Source organism: Onishia taeanensis, assembly GCF_900100755.1.
In the GTDB taxonomy this organism is placed as follows: domain Bacteria; phylum Pseudomonadota; class Gammaproteobacteria; order Pseudomonadales; family Halomonadaceae; genus Onishia; species Onishia taeanensis.
Window position 1 is genome coordinate 278,324 of record NZ_FNCI01000003.1, and the last position, 20,327, is coordinate 298,650.

Below are 20,327 nucleotides of genomic sequence, written 5' to 3' on the forward strand. Positions count from 1 at the left end.
AGGAAAAGGCACAAGCAACAGTCGCGCCGCCTAGATGCCATCATGACAGCCATAATAAGCACGCCCCTGCACGCCGTATGAGCAAAGACGAGGACAACATGTCAGAGACGCCACAACGCCTGCTGATCATCGACGACGACGAGATGTTCTGCCATGTCATGCAGAGGGCCATGAGCCGTCGCGGTTTCGAGGTCATGGTAGCCCACGATGCCGAACAGGCCCTGGCACATGCCCGGCAGTCCCCCCCAAGGATCGCCACCCTGGACCTGAAGCTCGAACATAGCTCAGGACTGAAGCTTCTACCGGAACTGCTGGAGCTGGCTCCGGCCTGTCGGGTGGTGGTGCTGACCGGCTATTCGAGCATCGCCACCGCCGTGGAGGCGATCAAGCTCGGCGCCGCGAACTACCTGTGCAAGCCAGCCGACGCCGATGAGATTCTGGCCGCCCTGGAGCATCAGGATGGCAATCCGGATGCCGAAGTCGCCGACAATCCCCCTTCGATCAATCGCGTGACCTGGGAGCACATCCAGAAGGTACTTCAAGAACATGACGGCAACATCTCGGCGACGGCTCGGGCGCTGGGGATGCATCGTCGCACCCTGCAGCGCAAGCTGCAGAAACACCCGGTAAGACGCTAGACCTGGATCGGCGCCTTACCGAGCACCCGGCTCGAAGCCTTGCTTTAAGCCGCGCCGTCACCGCTACTGAGCGGTCCATCCAAGGTCGATGTTCCAGCTTGCCCCGGTGACGGCGCCAGCGAGATCCGACGCCAAATAGGCGACCAGGGATGCCACCTCGCCCGGCTCGATCAAGCGCTTGACCGCGGCATTCTTGAGCATGATCTGCTCGATGACCTGCTGCTCGTCCATGTCATGGAGCTTGGCCTGGTCGGCAATCTGATTATCGACCAGCGGGGTCTTCACATAGGCCGGGCAAATAGCGTTGGCCGTGATGCCCTGACTGCCCCCCTCCAGTGCCGCGGTCTTGGTCAAGCCAATCATGCCGTGTTTGGCACTGATGTAGGCGGCTTTGCCGGGTGAAGCGACCTGGGCGTGCACCGACGCGATATTGATGATCCGCCCCCATCCGCCCTCGCGCATCGACGGCCAAGCCGCCTGCGTCAGCAGGAAGGGAGCCGTCAGCATCAGATCGATGATCTGGCGCCACTTGGCCTCCGGGAATTCTTCAATGCTGGACACATGCTGGATCCCGGCATTATTGACCAGGATATCCAGGCGTCCGAAGCGACGCAGCGCCTCTGCCACCGCCGCCCGGCACGCCTCTCCATCCGTCAGATCCGCCTGAAAGAAGACAGCGCCAGCCGCGTCGGCCACTGCCTGACCATCAGCATTGAAATCCACCGCCAATACCTGATGGCCCTGGCGGCAAAATTCCTCGACCACTGCTGCCCCAATACCGCTGGTGGTCCCGGTGACCAGAGCAACGCGCGGCGATGTCTCCTGTGACGTGGTACTCATCGCTAACTCCTGTAAAAGGCATGACGCTCCGCACGGCGGAGATCCTGAGTCAGCATACGATGAGGCTTGCGGCAAACACCAGTGCGGCGCTGCAACATACAAGGGGCGTCAGACCAAAGCGCTAGGCACATCGGGCGAGCACACAGGAAAGCGCAGTTAACGAAATGAACTTGGATAAGAGGCCGCTCGAGACGCCATGAGCGTCACGTGATGCTAGAATGCGGATTTCAACGTCAAGCACCTCCCCTCACCGCCGCGGAGCCGCCATGCAGACTGCCCAACGCCTCGAGATCGCCATCGATATCGCCCAACAGGCCGGCCAAGCCATCATCGACGCCCGTCAGTCACAGGACTTCTCCCAGCGCTACAAAGCCGGGAACGAGCTGGTGACGGATACCGATGTCGCCGTGGATACCCTGATCGGTCGCGCCCTCGAAGAGCACTTTCCCAACGAAGCACGGCTGACCGAAGAACTCTCGCCCGATCGCGGCGCCATTGAGCAGTCGGGCGCACTCTGGGTAGTGGACCCCATCGATGGCACCGTCAACTTTGCTCACGGCCTGGTCCACGTGGCGGTGTCCATTGCCTGGGTCAAGGACGGTCAGGTCGAGATCGGCGTCGTCCACGCGCCCTTCCTTGGCGAAACCTTCACCGCAGTGCGCGGTCAGGGCGCCTGGCTCAATGGCGAGCGTATTCGCGTCAGTCGCGCATCGCAGCTTACCAACAGCCTGGTGGCCACCGGCTTCCCCTATCGCCGGGACAGTCGGCCGCCGCTTATTCGCCGCCTGGCTGCCGTACTCGAGTACTGTCAGGATGTCCGCCGCAACGGTGCCGCCGCCCTCGACCTGTGCAATGTGGCTTGCGGCCGCTTGGATGCCTACTATGAGAGCGTCTCTCCCTGGGACTTTGCCGCTGGCGTTCTGATTGCGCGCGAGGCCGGCGCTCGCACCGGCCATCTTTACGAATGCCCGTCGAGCATTCCGGAAGATCTTTACGGAGAAAACCTGCTAGTCAGCGCCCCGGATATCCATGGTGACTTGGCCAAGCTGCTGGTGCGTGCCGATGAAGACCGCCACGAGACAGGCTAAGACGGCAGCGGTAACGGTAACGGCGCTATAGCAGCTTGTAATAGTTGACGTAGCCAGACTCTATTGGCGTCCGCCGCTGCATTGGTGAACAATGCCCCCATATTCGGATTGATCCCATTATTCATCGCCTCTTTTCCAACTCTATTACTCAAGGAGCACTACATGTTTGTTGTTATCTTCGGTCGTCCTGGTTGCCCCTTCTGCGTTCGCGCTAAGGAACTCGCCGACAAGCTGAGCGATGCCGGCGCGATCACCGGCTATCGCTATGTCGACATTCACGAAGAGGGCATCAGCAAGGCCGACATGGAGAAGACCATCGGCAAGCCGGTCGAAACCGTACCGCAGATTTTCGTGGACCAGACTCACGTCGGCGGCTTCACAGAGTTCAACCAGTACGTGAGCGATAACGCCCTGATGCCGGAAGGCGCACAGCAGTAAAGCCTTGCATCCTGATGCTCACGCACCACCAGACAGCCGCCTACGGGCGGCTGTCTGCGTCTTGGCCAAAGGACAGTGTTAGCCACAGGACGATCTCCTCGACCAGAACCCGCTTGGTTGCGTCCCGCGCGCGTTGAAAGCCTGGTGGTGCTCTCCACCTATACTCAGTGCAGATCCCAAGGCTCGACGTCAGAGAGAGAGCGTCCGATGCAACGCCAAGAATTTCTCCAGCAGCTGTGGCTGGACTATGTACACCTACACCCGGAAATCGGCAGTCTTCGGCTGTGGCCGGTGGGTAGCGAACCCGAATTTCTCGCCTTACTGACCCTGAACCATGGGCCCTTTGCCGCGGCCAAGCTGCTGCCCACACTCAACCAGTTTGGCTATCGCTGCGTTGAGTCTCATGCCATGGCCGATCGCGGCCTTTTGGTCTCGCTGTTCGCCCCACCCGATGAAGGCCCATGGCTGGTACTGGGAGAACTCCAGCTAGGCACTCTGACTCGAGAGCCTCGCGAAATTCTCAAGGCACTGGTCGCCAGGGCGCATCAGGACGATACAAAAGGTCAGAACCTTCTGGCACGTGGCCGGCCCTGGCCCATGCCGGACTGGGATACCTATTGTCTGCTGCAGAAGACTCACCCTCTAGCAGCCTGGCTTGCCGTGATGGGGCCACGGCTGCATCACGCCGGATTCGACTGCGAGCGTCTGGGAAGTGATCTCAGCACCCTGGATGAGCAGCTCAGGCAGACAGGCATGGACGGCAGCGGCGATCGCCATCACGGTGTCTTCCCCGTATCGCCGCTACTCAACTACCGCTTCTATCCGACCTGCTCACAGCGCCTCGCCTTCGCCGGCGGTGACGAACATCGCATCACCCTCGGCGGCCTGGCGCTGATCCAGCCCTGCCTGCCGGGCAAGCATGATCGCTCGGCCGAACTGCTGCTCCCCCAACACACTCGCTGCCAGCTCGCCTGACCCCTTGCACCACAGAAGGATGGAATTCGCCACGCTTCACTACAGGGTTACAGCCTAAGCCGCGGCGTAATGAAATCCAGAAAGGCACCGATGCGCGACGAAAGAGCCGTATTGCGGTAGTACACCGCCTGGACCTGTTCGCGTTGATGGGGGCTGATCAGGCGATCGGCTAGCAGGCTGACCAGACGCCCGTGCGTTAGATCCTCCTGAATCATGAAGCGTGACAGGCAGGCGATGCCCTGTCCTGCTAGGCAGAGTTGGCGCATAACTTCACCACTCGACGTAGTGAGCCTGGGGCTGATGTTGGGGCCTGCCGAATCGAGCCCCTCCACCGGCCACACGTTGAGATTCCCCGCATTCAGAAACCCCAGCAGCTGATGATCAAGCAGCGCGGCAGGGCTGGCCGGCAGGCCGTGGCGCTCCAGATACTGAGGGCTGGCGACGAGGTGAAGCGGCGAACGGCCGAGCATCCTGGAGTGAAGCGTGGAGTCCTCGAGGCTGCCGATGCGAATCGCCACGTCGGTGCGTTGCTCGAGCAGGTTGATGATGTCATCCGATGCGGACAGCTCGAGTTCGATCCCCGGATACTGCTCGCGAAAGGCCCCAATCAGGGGCACCAGCTGATGAAGAACGAAGGGAGTGGCCGCATCCACCCGCAGCTGGCCGCTGGGCCGCTCACGACTCAAGCGCGTCTGCTCCTCCGCCTGCGCCAGCACGGCGAGGCCTTCCCGCACACGCTCGACGAAAGCGCGCCCTTCGGTGGTTAGCGTAACGCTGCGCGTGGTGCGATTGAGCAAGGGGGTGTCGAGCTGTTGCTCCAGGCGCTGGACGGCGCGCGATACCTTGGCCACCGGCACATCCTCAAGCCTTGCCGCCGCGCTGAAGCCACCGCTATCGACCACCGCTACCAGCAGGCGAAGATCCTCGGTACGACTCTGCATGCCTCTTTTCGCCCCCCTCGTCGCCTCAATATCACCCGCCACACTATTACATTTTTCGCAAAAGTGTTTTGATTTTACGCCCATTTATCGCACAAGACAGCAGGCGCAGACTCTGCGGCGTTCACAAGCCTCGAACGCTTATCAAAGGAGTTCTGCCATGCCCATCGCATTGTACGCACTGATGCTCAGTGCATTTGCCATCGGCACCACCGAATTCGTTATCGTCGGTCTGGTGCCCACCATCGCCCAAGATCTGGGGGTTTCATTGCCCTCGGCTGGCCTGCTGGTCAGCCTCTACGCCACTGGGGTCGCCATTGGGGCACCGGTTCTGACCGCCCTCACAGGCAGATGGAATCGAAAGCTAGTGCTGCTAGGGCTGATGGCCCTATTCATCGCCGGCAACCTGCTAGCCTGGCAGGCACCCGGTTACGGATCATTGATCACGGCCCGCATTCTCACCGGTCTGGCCCATGGCGTCTTCTTCTCCATCGGCTCGACCATTGCCACCAGCCTAGTCAGCAAGGACAAGGAAGCCAGCGCCATCGCCCTCATGTTCACCGGATTGACCGTCGCGCTGGTGACCGGCGTGCCTCTTGGCACCTGGATCGGTCAGAACTTCGGCTGGCGCGCCACCTTTCTGGTGGTCTCGGGGCTCGGCGCCCTGGCCCTGATCGGCAGCGCCCTGCTGGTGCCCAGCAACCTCAAGCAATCCGTCCCTGCCACGCTTGGCCAGCAGTTCAAGGTACTCACCCATCCACGCCTGCTGCTGGTCTACCTGATCACCGTCCTGGGCTACGGCGGCACCTTCACCGCCTTCACCTACCTGGCGCCGATCCTTCAGGACGTCAGCGGCTTCGGTGACAATGCGGTCAGCCTGATCATGCTGGTCTATGGAGCCTCGGTAGCCGTTGGCAACCTCTATGGTGGCAAGCTGGCCGACCGTATGGGCCCCATCCGCGCCCTGACCCTGATCTTTTCAGGACTGGCCGCTATCCTCCTGGTGCTGACGCTCTCCGCTACCCATCCGGTAGCCGCGGTGCTGACCGTGCTGGTCTGGGGCGCCTTCGCCTTCGGAAACGTGCCGGGCCTTCAGGTCTATGTGGTGCAGCAGGCCGAACGTTTCGTGCCCGAGGCCGTCGATGTTGCCTCCGGCCTCAACATCGCTGCCTTCAATATTGGTATCGCGCTAGGTTCGGTGGTCGGAGGCCATATCGTCGCGGACATGGCACTGACCGATACCGCCTGGATCGGTGCCGGCATCGTCATTCTGGCCCTGGGCCTGACGCGCCTGTCCGGCGCGCTGGATCGCCGCGGCCGGACGAGTGCAGCGAGCATATGAAAAAATAAGCTTGCGAACTAAATCGCTGAGACGCTAAGGTGGCCACCAGGGTGTCAGAGACCATTATGCAGACACCGCGCCTTCATGACGCAATGCCAAATGAGGAGAGAGTTATGGCCAACCTCGCAGCGGTTACCGACAGCAACTACGCGCAGGATGTCATCGAGAGCAACACACCGGTACTGGTAAAGTTCTGGGCCCCCTGGTGCGGCCCCTGCAAGATGCTCGACCCGGTCGTCGAGTCCATCGCCGAAGAACGCGGCGACGCGCTGAAGGTGGTCACCATCAACGTCGATGACGCCCCGGATCTTGCCGCCAAGAACGGCGTGCGAGGCCTGCCAACCATCGCCCTGTTCAAGGCTGGTGGCAAAGTAGAGGCACTGACCGGCGTGCAGCCGAAAGAGAGCTTCGATGAAATGATTGCCCGCCACGCCTGAGCCTGGTCAATCATCGTCTTTGAACGCCCGGGTCCGTTTGCGCGGGCCCGGGCGTTTTAATGATGCCTTCTCACGCCGCCGTGGTGGTCGGCTCGTGCTCCGACTCCGCTTGCTCTCGCGGGTAGCGATCCTCATCCGACAGCGACTCGCCCTGCAGGTCCAGCTCGAACTGCACAGGGTCATGGCGTGGATCGAGTTCATTCATATAATGCTGGGTTTCCAGCACCGGCATCGCCACGAAGGGCTCCTGCTCGACCTCTTTGATAGCGCCACGGCGAATAAAGAGCCGTAAGCTAATGAAGCCAGCCAGCGTCAGCGCCACTGCCCCGAGGAAGAACCACAGCCCATCGGGGCCAATCAACTGCATCACCAGCGAAGCGCCGAAGGGCCCCACGATCGAGCCAACGCCATAGGCCATCATCAGCTTGCCGTTGGCCGCCACGATCTCTTCGGGCTCGAGCCAGTCATTGGTGTGCGCAAGGCTCAAGGAATAGAGCGTGTGCAGCATGGCGGTATGGAAACTGGCCACTAGCAGCAGCATCAGGTAATCGACCTTTGCCGCCACCGAAATGAAGGCACCGGACACCGCCATGATCGCCGCCATGGCGAGAATCACCTTACGGCGGTCGATACGATCGGAAAGGCGGCCAAGGCCCCACTGGGCGAAGAGCGCCACCAAAGTGGTAATGGCCATGAACTGGGCGGTCTGAGCGGTCGAAAGACCAATTTCCTGGCCGTAGTAAGGCGTCATGGCAAAGAAGGCCTGCACCATAAGTCCTGCCGTAAAGGCCCCCACCAGCCCCACCGGCGCGCGCCGAAACAGCTCTCGAACCTTGATCTTCTGTGGCTTGAGTTCCTGAGCGGCCTTGGGGCCATGAATACGGTGGATCGACAGCGGCACCAGCGACATCGCAAACAGCATACCGGCGACCGAAAACAGCACCATGGTCGCGGGGTCGGCAATATTCAGCAGCCATTGACCACCGGCCAGCGACAGCGTCGAGCAGACCAGATACCAGCCCAGCACCTTGCCCCGGTTATCGTTGCTGGACTCACCGGATACCCAAGACTCCATCACCATCAAAAGACCCGCGGTAGCGCCGCCGCCGAAGACTCGCCACACCAGCCAGGCCCAGGGGTTGACCCAGAGGCCATGCAGCATGGCGGTGACGGCCAGCGTCGCCGCACAGGCCGCGAAGACGCGAATATGCCCCACGGCGCGGATACGTTTTTCGAGCCAGTAGCTGCCGATCACGAAGCCGAACGAGAAGCTCGACATCAGAAAGCCCGCCATCTGTGAGGGGAACCCTTCCAACGACATACGCACGCCAAGCAGGGTCATGATCAAGCCATGCCCCAGCAGGAAGCTTATTTCACAGACGAACAGGATCGGCAAAGTTGCCGGCAGACTACGCACCAAACGCTCTCCCCAACGGTAACGGAATGATCATGCATCAGGACAATGGCAGTGGCGCCAACGATCAACGGTGACGCTCTATAGCCAAGCCTCGAGGACCGACCCTATCGCTAGCAGCCGACCTGCATAGGGTCGCGAAAGGTTGTGATCAGGGAGGCTCGGCAAGACGGAGCGCATTCTACCGGCTTCGCGAGGACTTTCCAGCCCAGTCGCGACTTATGCACAGATTCTGTGGATAACGCTGTGAAGATTCATGGGAGAGCGGCTATCGAGAAAGACCACTGACACGCTATCGTCATCATGATCAGATTTTCACCAGCCTACCGTCAGCCCAAGAGAGCCAGCACGCCCAGCCCGTTCATCACCCAGTGACGAGGCGGTACCGCTAACGCAATGACAGGGCACTAAAAAGCCCGGGACCGATGCTCGGTTCCCGGGCTCATTCGGGCCTGGCGCCAAAGCGCGGCTCGTCAGGCTTCGAAGGTCATTTCCGGCACATGATCGGGCACTACCAACTTGCCGGCTGTCTTCTCGACGATTTCTTCGACGCTAACGCCGGGGGCGCGCTCGACCAGATGGAAGGCGCCGTCCTTGATCTCGAGATAGGCCAAGTCGGTCAGCACCCGGTTGATGCAGCCCGCGCCGGTCAGTGGCAGGTTGCACTGTTCGAGCAGCTTGGACTCGCCGTGCTTCGACGCGTGAGTCATGGTGCAGATGATGTTTTCAGCGCCCGCCACCAGGTCCATGGCCCCGCCCATGCCCTTGATCAGCTTGCCCGGAATCATCCAGGAGGCAATGTTGCCGTTCTGGTCGACCTCGAAGGCACCTAGCACGGTCAGGTCGACATGGCCGCCGCGAATCATCGCGAAAGATTCCGCCGAGGAGAAAATGGCCGCGCCATCACGGGCCGTCACCGTCTGCTTGCCGGCGTTGATCATGTCCGGGTCGACTTCCTCCTCGGTGGGGAAGCGTCCCATACCCAGCAGGCCGTTTTCGGACTGCAGCATTACATCGATGCCCTCAGGCACATAGTTGGCGACTAAGGTCGGGATACCGATCCCCAGGTTGACGTAGAAACCGTCCTCGAGTTCGCGCGCTACGCGCTGCGCCATCTGTTCGCGAGTCAATGCCATGATATTGCCTCTTATCTTTCTAATCTGGGGTGGAGAAACGCCGGTAAGGCACCGGCGGCGTGATTAGGCGTGACTCAGCCTTCACGCACGGTGCGCTTCTCGATGCGCTTCTCGAAGCTGCCCTTGATGACGCGATCCACATAGATACCCGGCGTATGGATCTGGTCGGGCTTGAGCTCACCCGGCTCGACGATTTCCTCGACTTCAACCACCGTGATCTTGCCCGCGGTCGCCGCCATGGGATTGAAGTTCTGCGCCGTGTCGCGATAGATGACGTTGCCGTAGCGGTCGGCCTTCCAGCCTTTGACGATGGCGAAGTCGCCGACCACCGATTCCTCGAGGATGTAATGACGGCCGTTGAACTCGCGAACTTCCTTACCCTCGCCGATCGGGGTGCCATAGCTAGTCGCGGTATAGAACGCCGGGATGCCCGCGCCACCGGCGCGCATCTTCTCGGCCAAGGTGCCCTGCGGCGTCAACACGACCTCGATTTCCTCATTCAGCATCTGCTGCTCGAAGAGGGCGTTTTCACCCACGTAGGACGCATAGATGCGGCTAATCTGACGGTCTTCCAGCAGCAGCCCGAGGCCGAAGCCATCGACACCGCAGTTATTGGAATAGATGGTCAGGTCCTTGACGCCGCGGCGCTTGATCTCGCCGATCAGATTCTCGGGAATCCCGCAGAGACCGAAGCCACCCGCGATGACGGTCATGCCGTCCTCGAGCCCTTCCATCGCTTCTTCGTAGGAACCCACACGTTTGTCGAATCCGGCCATATCGCTGCCTCGATAGTTGAAGTGTGATTGTTGTCGAGTCATTGCCAGTGTCGTAGCAAGACGATCTATTTGTTAAGTTTGTTTTATTTATTGATTAATATCATTCGCCAATAAGTCCAACATACCCGTTCACGGATGACCTCATGACCGTCAAACAACTTCGCGCCTTTCTTGCCGTGGCCCAGACCCTGAGCTTTACCCGGGCCTGTGATCATCTGCACCTCTCCCAGCCCGCGCTGAGCCTCACCATCAAGGGACTGGAGGATAGCCTGGGTGGAGCACTGCTGATTCGCAGCACCCGTCGCGTCAGCCTGACGCCCGAAGGCGAAGCCCTGGTCCCGCTGGCCAAACGCCTGATTGCCGATTGGGACAATACCGAAGAGCGCCTGCGCCAGCATTTCACCCTGGAGCTGGGCCGTGTCGCCATCGCCGCCATGCCTTCCTTCGCCAGCAACTTGCTCCCCGATGCGCTGATGGCGTTTCGCCAGCGCTTCCCCCGCATCAATGTAACCGTTCACGACGTCATTAACGAAGAGGTCATTGAAATGGTGCGTCGCGAACGGGTCGAGCTGGGCATCGCCTTTGCGCCCGAGGCGACGGACGATCTGGCCTTCACCCCACTGTTCACCGACCGTTTCGTCGCCGTGGTGCCTCCCACCTCTCGGCTTGCCAGTGACACAGCGCTTTCCTGGCCGGCCTTGCTCGGCGAGGACCTGATCGCCCTGCAGCGCCCTTCCATGGTACGCCGCCTGCTGGAACAGGCGTTGGCCTCCCGTGGCATTGCCCTGACGGTTGCCTTCGAAAGCCATCAACTGGCGACGGTCGGACGCATGGTCGCCAGTGGCCTTGGCGTCAGTGCCGTGCCCTCGCTTTGTGCGCCTCAAATGCAGGCCCTGGGCGCATGCTGTGTGCCGCTCGATGATCCGCTGATCGTTCACGACGTGGGGCTCCTATCCCATCAGGATCGTAAGCTATCGGTCGCCGCCCAGGCCCTGGCCGAGGTGCTGCAGACGACCGTGGCGGCCCCCGCCCCAGACGCCTAGCGCCCTGTTGGTCAGACATCGACCCAGCGACGACGTAAAAGATCAGCCTCGGCGTTGATCCTGCCGCTGGGCAGCCCCCGGGACTTGCAGTAGCATTGGCCCACTGCGCCAAGTCGTTGAAGGAGAACGCATGTCGACCCTAAAGGGGCTCGTCAGTCTGCTGCTGCTGGTGATCAATACCTTGATCTGGTCAATACCGCTGCTCACCCTGATCCTGCTCAAAGTCGTGACACCTGGACGCCCACTGCGCCGCCAGATCCTGAAGGTGCTGAACGCCATCGCCCAACAGTGGATCGGCTTCAACTTGTGGTGGATGCGCCACTGGCTCAAGCCGGACCTGCATATCGACACCCCGGAGGGGCTGAGCCCCAACCGCTGGTGGCTGGTGGTGGCCAACCACCAGAGCTGGACCGACATCTTCATGCTGCAGATGGCGCTGCATCGGCGCATCCCCATCCCGCGCTTCTTCATCAAACACCAGCTGATCTGGATTCCGATCATCGGCCTCGCCTGGTGGGCCCTGGAGTTTCCCTTCATGCGCCGCTACTCCCGTGAAGCCATGGAGAAGAACCCCAAACTGGCCCGCCGGGACCGCGAGGCCACCAAGCAGATGTGCGAGCGCGCCCAGGACATGCCCACCGCGATTTACAACTTCGTCGAAGGCACCCGGTTCACGCCGGCCAAACGGGCGGCCCAGCAAAGCCCCTACCGCCACCTCCTGCGCCCCAAGGCCGGCGGCACCGCCCAGGTAGTTGGCTTGCTGGGGCATCGTCTCAGCGGCATTCTCGACGCCACTATCGTCTATGCACGCCCTCAGCCGACCTTCTGGCGTTTTCTCTGCGGACGCGAGGGCACCATTCGGGTCAGCGTAAAGAGACTCGATGTCCCGGCCTGGATGCCGGGCGGCGACTACCATCAGGACCCGGATTACAAGGAACGCTTCCAGACATGGATCAACGAGCTGTGGCAGGACAAGGACCGTATTCTCGACGCCAGCGCTTGAACCTCGCCGTTCTGCTCATGATCGCCCTGCTGTTGACCGGGTGTGCGAGTCATGGCGGCTGGAACCAGTCGGTTACCCCCGGCAACTGGATCAGCATCAAGCGCGGCGACACCCTGGGCGAATTGGCCAAGCAGGCCGGTGTACCCCTTGAGCGTTTGCAGCGCTTTAACCCAGGCGTTCGAGCCCGCTCCCTGGCCATCGGCCAGCGCTTGCTGATACCGACCCATCAGGAACGGGCTCCCTATGGGGGCCCTTACCGCTACCAGGTGCGCCCCGGAGACACCTATTCAGCCATTGCGCGACATTTTGGCACCCGCGTTAGCCGCTTGAGCGCCGGCAACCCGGGCACATCCGCCTCGTCACTGCGTGTCGGCCAACTGATCAAGGTGCCGCTCAGTGGCAGCGGCGCCTCATCGGGTGTCGCCTCCCGATCCTCGAGCTCGTCCTCGAGCGCATCATCAAGGCCTAGCCCTGCTCCCAGCACACCGCTGCCCTCCTCGGCCGGTAGCTGGCCCTGGCCGCTAGAGCCACACCGGGTGGCACGGGAGTACGGCAAGGACGCACGCGGCACCCTGCAGCCGATGCTGCTGACCAGTGGCAGCTCCGATAAGGCGCTGGCCGTGGCCGACGGCGAGGTGCGTTTTGCCGGGAGCATGCGCCAGCTAGGGCGCGTGGTGATCGTGCACCACGCCGGTAACCTGCAGAGTGTCTATGCGCTATGCCAGTCTCTTTCGGTAGAGGTTGGCAAGCGCGTCAGCCGCGGCGACACGGTGTGTCGAACAGGCTCTGGCGATCGCGGCAATGAACTGCTCTTCGACATGCGCAGTGGAGGCAAGCCCATCGACCCCCGGCGGGTACTTCGCTAAGTCAGGGCAACGAGGCGAGAGCTCTTGGCACACATGGACCAAGGCCTCTTGCCCAGACATGGCGCCGCGTGTCATCCAGACTTCACCAATTCGTCCCTGTCCTGTCATGCGCCACCGTGATCCTGAGATCACGACTCATGAACGGGACACACGAACCTTATGCGCATCTGCTTCGTCAGCGAAACCTGGTCGCCGGATATCAACGGCGTAGCCCATACCCTGGGCCATTTGAGTCGCGAACTCGATGCTCGCAACATCACCCTACAGCTGGTGCGCCCCAGGCCTGACAACGGGCGCCGTGCCGAAGGGATAGAGGACGAACTACAGGTAAGCGGGTTTCACCTTCCCGGATATAAAGCCGTCAAGTTAGGCCTTCCCGCCGGGCGTGCCTTGGCACGCTTATGGCGCGACAGCCGCCCGGATGCGGTGTATATCGCCACCGAGGGCCCCTTGGGCTGGTCGGCGCTGCGTCAGGCTCGGCGCATGGGGCTGCCAGTCGCCAGCGGTTTTCATACTAACTTCGATCATTACGCCGGCGACTACGGCTTCGCCTGGCTGAAAAGGCCCGTGACGGCAGTACTGCGGCACTTTCACAACCGTACCGGAGCGACCCTGGTGCCTACCGCCACTCAGGTGCGGGCGCTGAGCGCTCAGGGCTTCGACAACGTCCAGGTCATGAGCCGCGGCATCGATGCCAACCACTTCTCGCCGGAAAAACGCGACCCCGAGCTTCGCCGGACCTGGGGCGTCGGTGAGAATCAACCCGTTGCCCTGCACGTGGGGCGGCTGGCAAGTGAGAAAAACCTGGATCTGCTGGTGGAGAGCGTGCAGGCGATGCAGGAGGTTCAACCGGACCTGGTCACGGTCATCGTCGGGGATGGCCCCCTGAGAGAAAGCCTGCAACAGCGGCTGCCCGAAGCGGTTTTTACCGGCTTCATCAATCGTGAGTCCCTGGCCAGACATTACGCCAGCGCCGACATCTTCATATTCCCATCCTGCTCGGAAACCTATGGCAACGTCGTCGCCGAGGCCATGGCCAGCAGCCTTGGCGTGGTGGCCTTCGATCATGCCGCCGCCAGTGAACTGATCACGTCTGGCCGGCAGGGCCTGACGGCAAAGGTAGGAGATCAAAAGGGCTTCATCGACCATGCGGTCTCGCTTTGCCAGCACCCGGCCAGTTACGGCCAGCTGGGACGCCAGGCCAGGCAGCGCGTGGCATCCAACGGCTGGGATCGGATCGCCGACGACTTCCTGCGCATCCTGCTTTCACTACAGGAGACTCCAGATGACGCCTCGCACGCCTATCGTCTTTGAGCGCCTCGACCTGCTCGAGTGGCGGCTGTGCCATCGCTTCGCGCTGGCCAGCAATACACGACTGCTGCCGCTGGCGACGCTGCGACTCGCCAGCAAGGCAGGCGACTGGCCCGCCTGGGTCTTACTGATACTGGCGCAACCCTTGCTGGACCCGAGCCTCGGTTGGCAGCGCATGGTGCAGTTCAGCCTGACCGCCATCGCCGCACTGCTGGTGTATCGGCTTTTGAAGACGCGCCTGTGTCGCGAACGCCCCTCCATTACCTTCGAGTGCATCCCCTGCACCGAACCTCCCAGAGACCGCTATAGCTTCCCCAGCGGCCACACCATGCATGCGGTAATGTTCACGGTGCTGACGGCCACCACTACGCCATGGCTGCTGTTGATCGTGGCGCCCCTTGCCGGCGTGATCGCCGTATCCCGAGTCGGGCTGGGGCTTCACTACATCAGCGATGTGATCGGTGGCGGACTGATCGGCGTGATGTTTGCCCTGGCTAGCATAGAGCTCTTGCCCCTGACGGCCTGACCCCGCGACAGGGGCTGCAGGAACTGGCAAGCTGGAGCAATGAATGACGAACGCATCGGCCCGCCTTGCTGGCAGACCCTCCTCGACTCACCGCCGATGTGGCTGGGTCTTGGTCTATTTGGCCTCGAGCGGGCCAACGAACTGCAACGGCAGTTGGATCAGCAACTGCACTGGCAGCGCCCTACCCTGACCCTTTACGGTCGCCAACACCTCATTCCTCGCCGCCAGATATGGATGGGCGACCCGGACGCCGCCTACCGCTATTCCGGCGAATCCTTTACGCCTGCGCCCTGGCATCCAGCGGTCGAGGAGATCAAGGTCGCCGTCGAGCGCTCCCTGGAAGCCAGCGGCCAAAGGGTCAGTTTCAACAGCGTGCTGCTCAATCGCTACGCCGATGGCGAAGATCGCATGGGCTGGCATAGCGATGACGAAGCGGAGCTTGGCGAGGACCCGCTGATCGCCGCGGTCAGCCTCGGTGCCGAACGACCGCTGCGCTTTCGCTGGCAGGACCGCCGCGGGGCGGCCTTCAATGTCTGGCTACCCCATGACAGTCTGCTGGTCATGGGTCCCGGCACCCAGCGCCAGCTTCAACATGCCCTACTGCCACGCAAGCTGCCCGGCATGCGTATCAGCCTGACCTTTCGTCGCGTCTATCCACGCTAGCGCCAAGCCAGTGCGGGCTAGCGCACCGCCGCCAGGGTCGCCCTAAAGCGCACCAACGCAAACGCCAGGAAAGCCATACCGATCACCGCCGTTGCCAGTAGCTGCGGCCAGACGATGCCGATCCCTGCACCGCGATACAGCACTGCCTGGGCAAATTGAATGAAATGGGTCGAAGGCAGGACCTGCACCGCCTGCTGCAATGCGGGCGGCATGCTTTCAAGCGGTGTGATACCCCCTGACAGCAAGTTCATCACCACGAACACCGGAATCGACAGCAAACCGAACTGCGGCATGGTCGTCGCTACAGTGGCGAGCGTGATCCCCATGGCGGTCACGGCAAACAGGTAGACGGCGGCACCCAGCGCAAAGAGCAACACCGAACCGGTGATGGGAATGCCCAGCAGGCCCTGCACCACGATCTGTAGCGAGAGAACCGCCGCAATGACGATCACCAGGCCGTTGGCCCAGATCTTGGCGACCATGATCTCGCTGACCGTCACCGGCATCACCAGCAGGTGTTCGAGGGTGCCATGCTCACGCTCTCGAATCACCGCGGCCCCGCCCAGCACGATCGCCAGGATGGTCAGGTTGTTGATGATCTGCATCACCGCCATGAACCAGGTCGAATCGAGATTGGGATTGAATTTGGCGCGCACCCGCAGATCGACCGGCAGCGCGGCGTCTGCGCTCGAGCGGCTAACGTACTGGAGCAGCTCCCCATTGAGGATGCTGGTGATGTAGTGGGTGCCATTGCCGGCGATCGCCATCGCCGTGGCATCGACATTCAGCTGGATCGCGGGATATCGCCCTGCCAGTACGTCCGCTTCGAAGCGTGGCGGAATATCCAATACGAAGGTATAGCGCCCCTTGTCCATGCCCGGATCGACCTCGGATAGTTCAATCAGCTCCGGCGCTTTGAAGTACGGCGGCAGAAAGGCGGCAACGAGCTGTGAGGACAGCACCGAGCGATCCTCGTCGACGATGGCGATCGAGGCATTATGGAGCTCGGTCTTCACCCCATTGGCGACGGTATAGATGGCAAAGGTGAAGGTATAGAGAATCAGCCCCATCAGCACGGGGTCGCGCAAGAGGCTATAGATCTCCTTGATGCCCAACCGGTAGATATTGCTGACCCAACGCATCTCAGCGCTCCTGCTTGCGCAGCAAGGCACTGGCAAGTATCCAGAACAATGCGCAGAAGCCAGCCAGAATCAGGTGATTCGGATACAGCACCCGCAGGTCGAGTCCCTTGTTGAAGACGCCAGCGCTGATGTGCTGAAAATACAATGCCGGGAAGGCCTTGCCGATGAATGCCGCCCCGCCCTCTAGCGTCGACACCGGATACATCATCCCGGAGAAATTGACCGTCGGAATCATCACGATGATCGCTGTGGCGAAAATTGCCGCGATCTGAGACCGAACGAAGGTCGAGACGACCAGGCCAAAGGCGGTGGCGGCAGTAGTGAACAACAGCGCGCCGCTAACCAGCGCGGGAAGGCTACCCGGCATGCCAAGCCCGAACAGCGCTATCATCAGCACCACGAGGCTTACGAAACTGACCATGGCAACGGCGATATAGGGCAACTGCTTGCCCAGCAGGAACTCGATCTTGTGCACCGGCGCCGCATAGAGATTGAGGATCGAGCCCATTTCCTTCTCGCGTACCACGCTGAGTGCGGTGAGCATAGCGGGAATCATGATCAGCAGCATCATCAACACACCGGGCGGGATGGCGTGCTGGGAAACAAAGGCCTGATTGTAGCGCAGCCGGGGCTCGACGCTCGCCGGGTAGGCAGGCACGACATCCTGCCCTTCGCGCAGGCCGAGATCGGCAAGGTGCGTGGCAAGCACGCCTTGCACATAGCCACGCCCGGTCTCCGCGCGAGTGGTGTTCGAGCCATCGAGCCAGGCACCGATTTGCGGGACGCTTACCGGCAGCAGGTCACGGCCGTAGTCGGGTGGAATCACCACTGCAAGGGAGATGTCACCGGCCTTCATGCGCCGGTCCAGCTCATCGAAATCGGCGAGTGGCGGCTGCTCGTCGAAGTATCGTGAACTGCGCATGGCCTCGAGAAACATGCGGCTTTCCCGCGACTGATCCTGGTCGAGTGCCGCGTAGGACAGGTTCTCGACATCGAAGGTGATGCCGTAGCCCATTGCCACCATCAGCACGATGGGACCGAACAACGCGAAGACCAGACGGATCGGGTCGCGCAGGATCTCCATCGCCTCGCGCCTGGCGAAGGCCCAGGTTCGCGAGAGTGAAAACCAGCTGGAGCGGTGATCGGGTCGGCTATCCGCCCCCTCCGTACCGATGTCTAACGACACCGGCCCTGGCGCCTCTTCGGCGCCGGCTTCCTGTAGGTAACTGATGAAGGCATCTTCGAGGGTTCGTGCATCACGCTGACGACGCAGCTCGTCAGGCTCGCCCTGGGCCAGCACTTTGCCGGCATGCATCAGGGAGATACGGTCACAGCGCTCGGCTTCGTTCATGAAGTGGGTGGAGATGAAGATCGTCACCCCATCCTTACGCGACAGCTCGATCAGCAGCGCCCAGAAGGCGTCGCGCGCCACCGGATCGACGCCAGACGTTGGCTCATCGAGGATCAGCAGCTCGGGAGCATGCAGTACCGCCACGGCAAGCTGAAGACGCTGGCGCACCCCCAGCGGCAGGCTCTCAGGCGTCGACTCTGCAACGGCGCCCAGAGCGAAACGTTCGATCAGCTCCTCGACCCGGGGCCCTCGATGCGCCTTGGGCAGCTGGAACAGGTCGGCATGCAGCGTCAGGTTGCGCCGCACCGAGAGTTCGGCGTAAAGCGAGAAGGACTGCGACATATAGCCCACGCGACGCCGCGTGGCCATGGCATCGGTATCGAGCGGCTTGCCCATCAGCCGGGCACTGCCTTCGCTGGCAGTCAAAAGCCCGGTGAGCATCTTCATGGTGGTGGTCTTGCCGCAGCCGTTCGAGCCGAGAAAACCGAAGATCTCACCCGCTTCGATGCAAAAACTGACATGGTCGACGGCGGTAAAGTCGCCGAAACGCATGGTCAGCCCTTCCGCCTCGATGGCCGGCGGCCCGGCCTGAATCTCGCGGGGCGGAAGCGACACGCGCCGATGGCCCTGGCGCTCCTTTTCCGGCAATAGCGCGATGAAGGCCGCCTCCAGGGACTCGGTCGCGGTGTGTGACTTCAAGGCCGCAGGCGCTCCCTCGGCCAGCACACGCCCGGCATTCATGGCGATTAAATGATCGAAGCCTTCCGCCTCCGACATATAGGCGGTAGCGGTGATCACGCTCATCGCCGGGCGGCGTTGCCGAATCCGTTCGATCAACTGCCAGAACTGCTGGCGAGATAGCGGATCGACGCCGGTGGTGGGCTCATCGAGGATCAACAGGTCCGGGTCGTGTATGAGCGCGCAGCACAGGGCGAGTTTCTGCTTCATGCCACCGGAGAGCTTGCCTGCCGGCCTATCGGCAAAGGCCTCTAGCCCGGTGCTCTTGAGCAGCGCGCTGATGCGCGCAGCCCGTTCGGCGGCCGACTGGCCATAGAGACGCCCGAAGAAATCGACGTTCTCACGCACCGATAGGGTCTGATAGAGATTACGTCCCAAGCCCTGGGGCATATAGGCGATGCGGGCATAGGTGGCGGCGCGATGCTTGGCGTCATTCATGTCGCCGCCAAGGGCCGTGACTTGGCCGAGCTGTTGACGGCGCACTCCCGCCATCAGGCCAAGCAGGGTGGACTTGCCAACCCCGTCCGGCCCGATCACTCCTACCATGCTGGCAGCGGGAATCATCAAAGAAACGTTATCGAGGGCGAGAGTCGCTTTATAGCAATGACTCACCCCGTCAAAGGTCGCAACCGCTTCGCTGAAGTTGGTCATTAGGGCAGGTTCACCGCCAGGGCGTCGGGCCACTGGGCGTCAGGCGCCACACGCACATAGGCCACGCCTGGCACGCCGGTTTTCACCACATCCTGATAGCGACTCAAGATATCGGCGGGAATCTGAAGCTTGACGCGGAACATCAGCTTTTCGCGCTCGCTCTTGGTTTCGACGTATTTGGGGGTGAACTGGGCTTCCGAGGCCACGAAATCAACGGCGGCCGGGATCACATATTGAGGAGCGGCATCAAGGATCAACCGTGCTTCACTGCCGTAGCGCAGTCGACCAGCCTCGTCAGTGGGCAGGTAGACGTCCATATAGACATCCGTCAAATCGAGCAAGGTGACGACCTTGCCGCCTGCTGCCAGAATCTCGCCAGGTTCCGCCAAGCGATACTGCACGCGACCGGCTCTCGGCGCGACCAGCGTATAATCAGCGAGATTGGCATTGAGTGCCGCGACATGCGCCTGTGAGGCCTCGATCGAGGCCTTCGCGGCGGAAACCTGGGCGCGTGCGGTATTGAGCGCCGCCTCGGCAGTGGTTTTCTGCGAGCGCCGCTGGTCAAGCAATTCCTGCGAAGCATAGCCACGCGCCGCAAGCGTCTGGGTCCGCCCCAACTCGGAACCGGCGAGCGCCAATTCGCTCATGCGCTGAATCGACAGGGCCTCGGCCTGGGCCAACGCCTGCTCGGCCTGACGAGTAGCGGCCTCAGCCGCGCGCACCTGTGCCTCGAGTTCGGTGGCATCGATGCGCACGATCACATCTCCCGCCTTTACCCGTTGCCCTTCGGTGACCATCACCTCAGCGACCCGACCGCTGAATTTCAGCGCCACATCGATGCGTGTCGCCTCGAGCCGCCCGTTGGCCAGGGCAAAACCTTCCGCCAGGCCATCCTGCTGCTGATGCCACCAAAAATAGCCACCGCCGACAGCAGCAGCGGCACAGACAAGAACGATGAGTGCCGTTTGCAGTCGCTTCATGACGAATCCTCGGGCCAGTAACTCTATCTAG

The 20,327-nt window shown here is 61.7% G+C and carries 20 protein-coding genes; 12 read left to right on the top strand and 8 right to left on the bottom strand.

Annotated features, from left to right (window positions below; genetic code table 11):
* Positions 1-98: 98 nt before the first annotated feature.
* On the top strand, positions 99-638 hold the full coding sequence (locus BLR71_RS05905) for a response regulator transcription factor (protein WP_092524453.1): 540 nt from the start codon (positions 99-101) through the stop codon (positions 636-638).
* Positions 639-701: 63 nt separating this feature from the next.
* On the opposite strand, the gene BLR71_RS05910 is transcribed toward BLR71_RS05905, so the two are convergent.
* Positions 702-1,478: a 3-hydroxybutyrate dehydrogenase gene (locus BLR71_RS05910; RefSeq protein WP_092524075.1), complete on the bottom strand. Its 777-nt coding sequence runs from the start codon at positions 1,476-1,478 to the stop codon at positions 702-704.
* Positions 1,479-1,744: 266 nt separating this feature from the next.
* Here BLR71_RS05910 and BLR71_RS05915 point away from each other — a divergent pair, with 266 nt between their 5' ends.
* From BLR71_RS05915 to BLR71_RS05925, 3 genes are all read left to right on the top strand, one after another.
* Positions 1,745-2,566, top strand: coding sequence for an inositol monophosphatase family protein (locus BLR71_RS05915; protein WP_092524077.1), 822 nt, complete (start codon positions 1,745-1,747; stop codon positions 2,564-2,566).
* Positions 2,567-2,728: 162 nt separating this feature from the next.
* Positions 2,729-3,004 carry a GrxA family glutaredoxin gene (locus BLR71_RS05920; RefSeq protein ID WP_092524079.1) on the top strand — a complete coding sequence of 92 codons (276 nt, stop codon included), beginning with the start codon at positions 2,729-2,731 and terminating at the stop codon, positions 3,002-3,004.
* A gap of 207 nt (positions 3,005-3,211) precedes the next feature.
* Positions 3,212-3,979: a VOC family protein gene (locus tag BLR71_RS05925; RefSeq protein WP_092524081.1), complete on the top strand. Its 768-nt coding sequence runs from the start codon at positions 3,212-3,214 to the stop codon at positions 3,977-3,979.
* 47 nt (positions 3,980-4,026) lie between these two features.
* Here the strand turns inward: BLR71_RS05925 and BLR71_RS05930 are convergent, their stop codons facing one another.
* A complete protein-coding gene (locus tag BLR71_RS05930; protein WP_092524083.1) occupies positions 4,027-4,920 on the bottom strand; it encodes a LysR family transcriptional regulator in 894 nt (297 codons plus the stop codon).
* A gap of 157 nt (positions 4,921-5,077) precedes the next feature.
* On the opposite strand from BLR71_RS05930, the gene BLR71_RS05935 reads away from it, so the two are divergent.
* Entirely contained in the window at positions 5,078-6,259 is a 1,182-nt protein-coding gene (locus BLR71_RS05935; protein WP_092524085.1) for an MFS transporter, read from the top strand.
* A gap of 113 nt (positions 6,260-6,372) precedes the next feature.
* Positions 6,373-6,696 (top strand): thioredoxin, encoded by a 324-nt coding sequence (gene trxA, locus BLR71_RS05940; protein WP_092524087.1) that lies wholly within the window; start codon positions 6,373-6,375, stop codon positions 6,694-6,696.
* A gap of 70 nt (positions 6,697-6,766) precedes the next feature.
* Here the strand turns inward: trxA and BLR71_RS05945 are convergent, their stop codons facing one another.
* From BLR71_RS05945 to BLR71_RS05955, 3 genes are all read right to left on the bottom strand, one after another.
* Positions 6,767-8,113, bottom strand: coding sequence for an MFS transporter (locus BLR71_RS05945; RefSeq protein ID WP_092524455.1), 1,347 nt, complete (start codon positions 8,111-8,113; stop codon positions 6,767-6,769).
* A 470-nt stretch (positions 8,114-8,583) separates the two neighbouring features.
* Positions 8,584-9,246, bottom strand: a complete 663-nt coding sequence (locus tag BLR71_RS05950; protein ID WP_092524089.1) for a CoA transferase subunit B — start codon at positions 9,244-9,246, stop codon at positions 8,584-8,586.
* Positions 9,247-9,320: 74 nt separating this feature from the next.
* Positions 9,321-10,022, bottom strand: coding sequence for a CoA transferase subunit A (locus tag BLR71_RS05955; RefSeq protein ID WP_092524091.1), 702 nt, complete (start codon positions 10,020-10,022; stop codon positions 9,321-9,323).
* A 143-nt stretch (positions 10,023-10,165) separates the two neighbouring features.
* Here BLR71_RS05955 and BLR71_RS05960 point away from each other — a divergent pair, with 143 nt between their 5' ends.
* The 6 genes from BLR71_RS05960 to BLR71_RS05985 all read left to right on the top strand — a co-directional run bounded on the left by BLR71_RS05960 (position 10,166) and on the right by BLR71_RS05985 (position 15,434).
* On the top strand, positions 10,166-11,065 hold the full coding sequence (locus BLR71_RS05960) for a LysR family transcriptional regulator (RefSeq protein WP_092524094.1): 900 nt from the start codon (positions 10,166-10,168) through the stop codon (positions 11,063-11,065).
* 130 nt (positions 11,066-11,195) lie between these two features.
* Entirely contained in the window at positions 11,196-12,068 is an 873-nt protein-coding gene (locus BLR71_RS05965; RefSeq protein ID WP_092524096.1) for an acyltransferase, read from the top strand.
* Complete coding sequence (locus BLR71_RS05970; protein ID WP_245696357.1) at positions 12,065-12,934, top strand: M23 family metallopeptidase; 870 nt, start codon at positions 12,065-12,067, stop codon at positions 12,932-12,934. Before BLR71_RS05965 ends, BLR71_RS05970 begins: the two co-directional genes overlap by 4 nt.
* A 159-nt stretch (positions 12,935-13,093) precedes the next feature.
* On the top strand, positions 13,094-14,248 hold the full coding sequence (locus BLR71_RS05975) for a glycosyltransferase family 4 protein (protein WP_092524100.1): 1,155 nt from the start codon (positions 13,094-13,096) through the stop codon (positions 14,246-14,248).
* Entirely contained in the window at positions 14,220-14,771 is a 552-nt protein-coding gene (locus BLR71_RS05980) for a phosphatase PAP2 family protein (protein WP_092524102.1), read from the top strand. Before BLR71_RS05975 ends, BLR71_RS05980 begins: the two co-directional genes overlap by 29 nt.
* Before the next feature lie 39 nt (positions 14,772-14,810).
* Entirely contained in the window at positions 14,811-15,434 is a 624-nt protein-coding gene (locus tag BLR71_RS05985) for an alpha-ketoglutarate-dependent dioxygenase AlkB family protein (RefSeq protein ID WP_245696358.1), read from the top strand.
* Positions 15,435-15,451: 17 nt separating this feature from the next.
* On the opposite strand, the gene BLR71_RS05990 is transcribed toward BLR71_RS05985, so the two are convergent.
* Genes BLR71_RS05990 through BLR71_RS06000 form a run of 3 tightly spaced genes read right to left on the bottom strand, consistent with a single transcriptional unit; the run spans position 15,452 to position 20,296 of the window.
* A complete protein-coding gene (locus BLR71_RS05990) occupies positions 15,452-16,576 on the bottom strand; it encodes an ABC transporter permease (protein WP_092524104.1) in 1,125 nt (374 codons plus the stop codon).
* Between the two features lies 1 nt (position 16,577).
* On the bottom strand, positions 16,578-19,316 hold the full coding sequence (gene rbbA, locus BLR71_RS05995) for a ribosome-associated ATPase/putative transporter RbbA (RefSeq protein WP_092524106.1): 2,739 nt from the start codon (positions 19,314-19,316) through the stop codon (positions 16,578-16,580).
* Positions 19,316-20,296 carry an HlyD family secretion protein gene (locus BLR71_RS06000; RefSeq protein ID WP_092524108.1) on the bottom strand — a complete coding sequence of 327 codons (981 nt, stop codon included), beginning with the start codon at positions 20,294-20,296 and terminating at the stop codon, positions 19,316-19,318. Before BLR71_RS06000 ends, rbbA begins: the two co-directional genes overlap by 1 nt.
* Positions 20,297-20,327 lie beyond the last annotated feature (31 nt).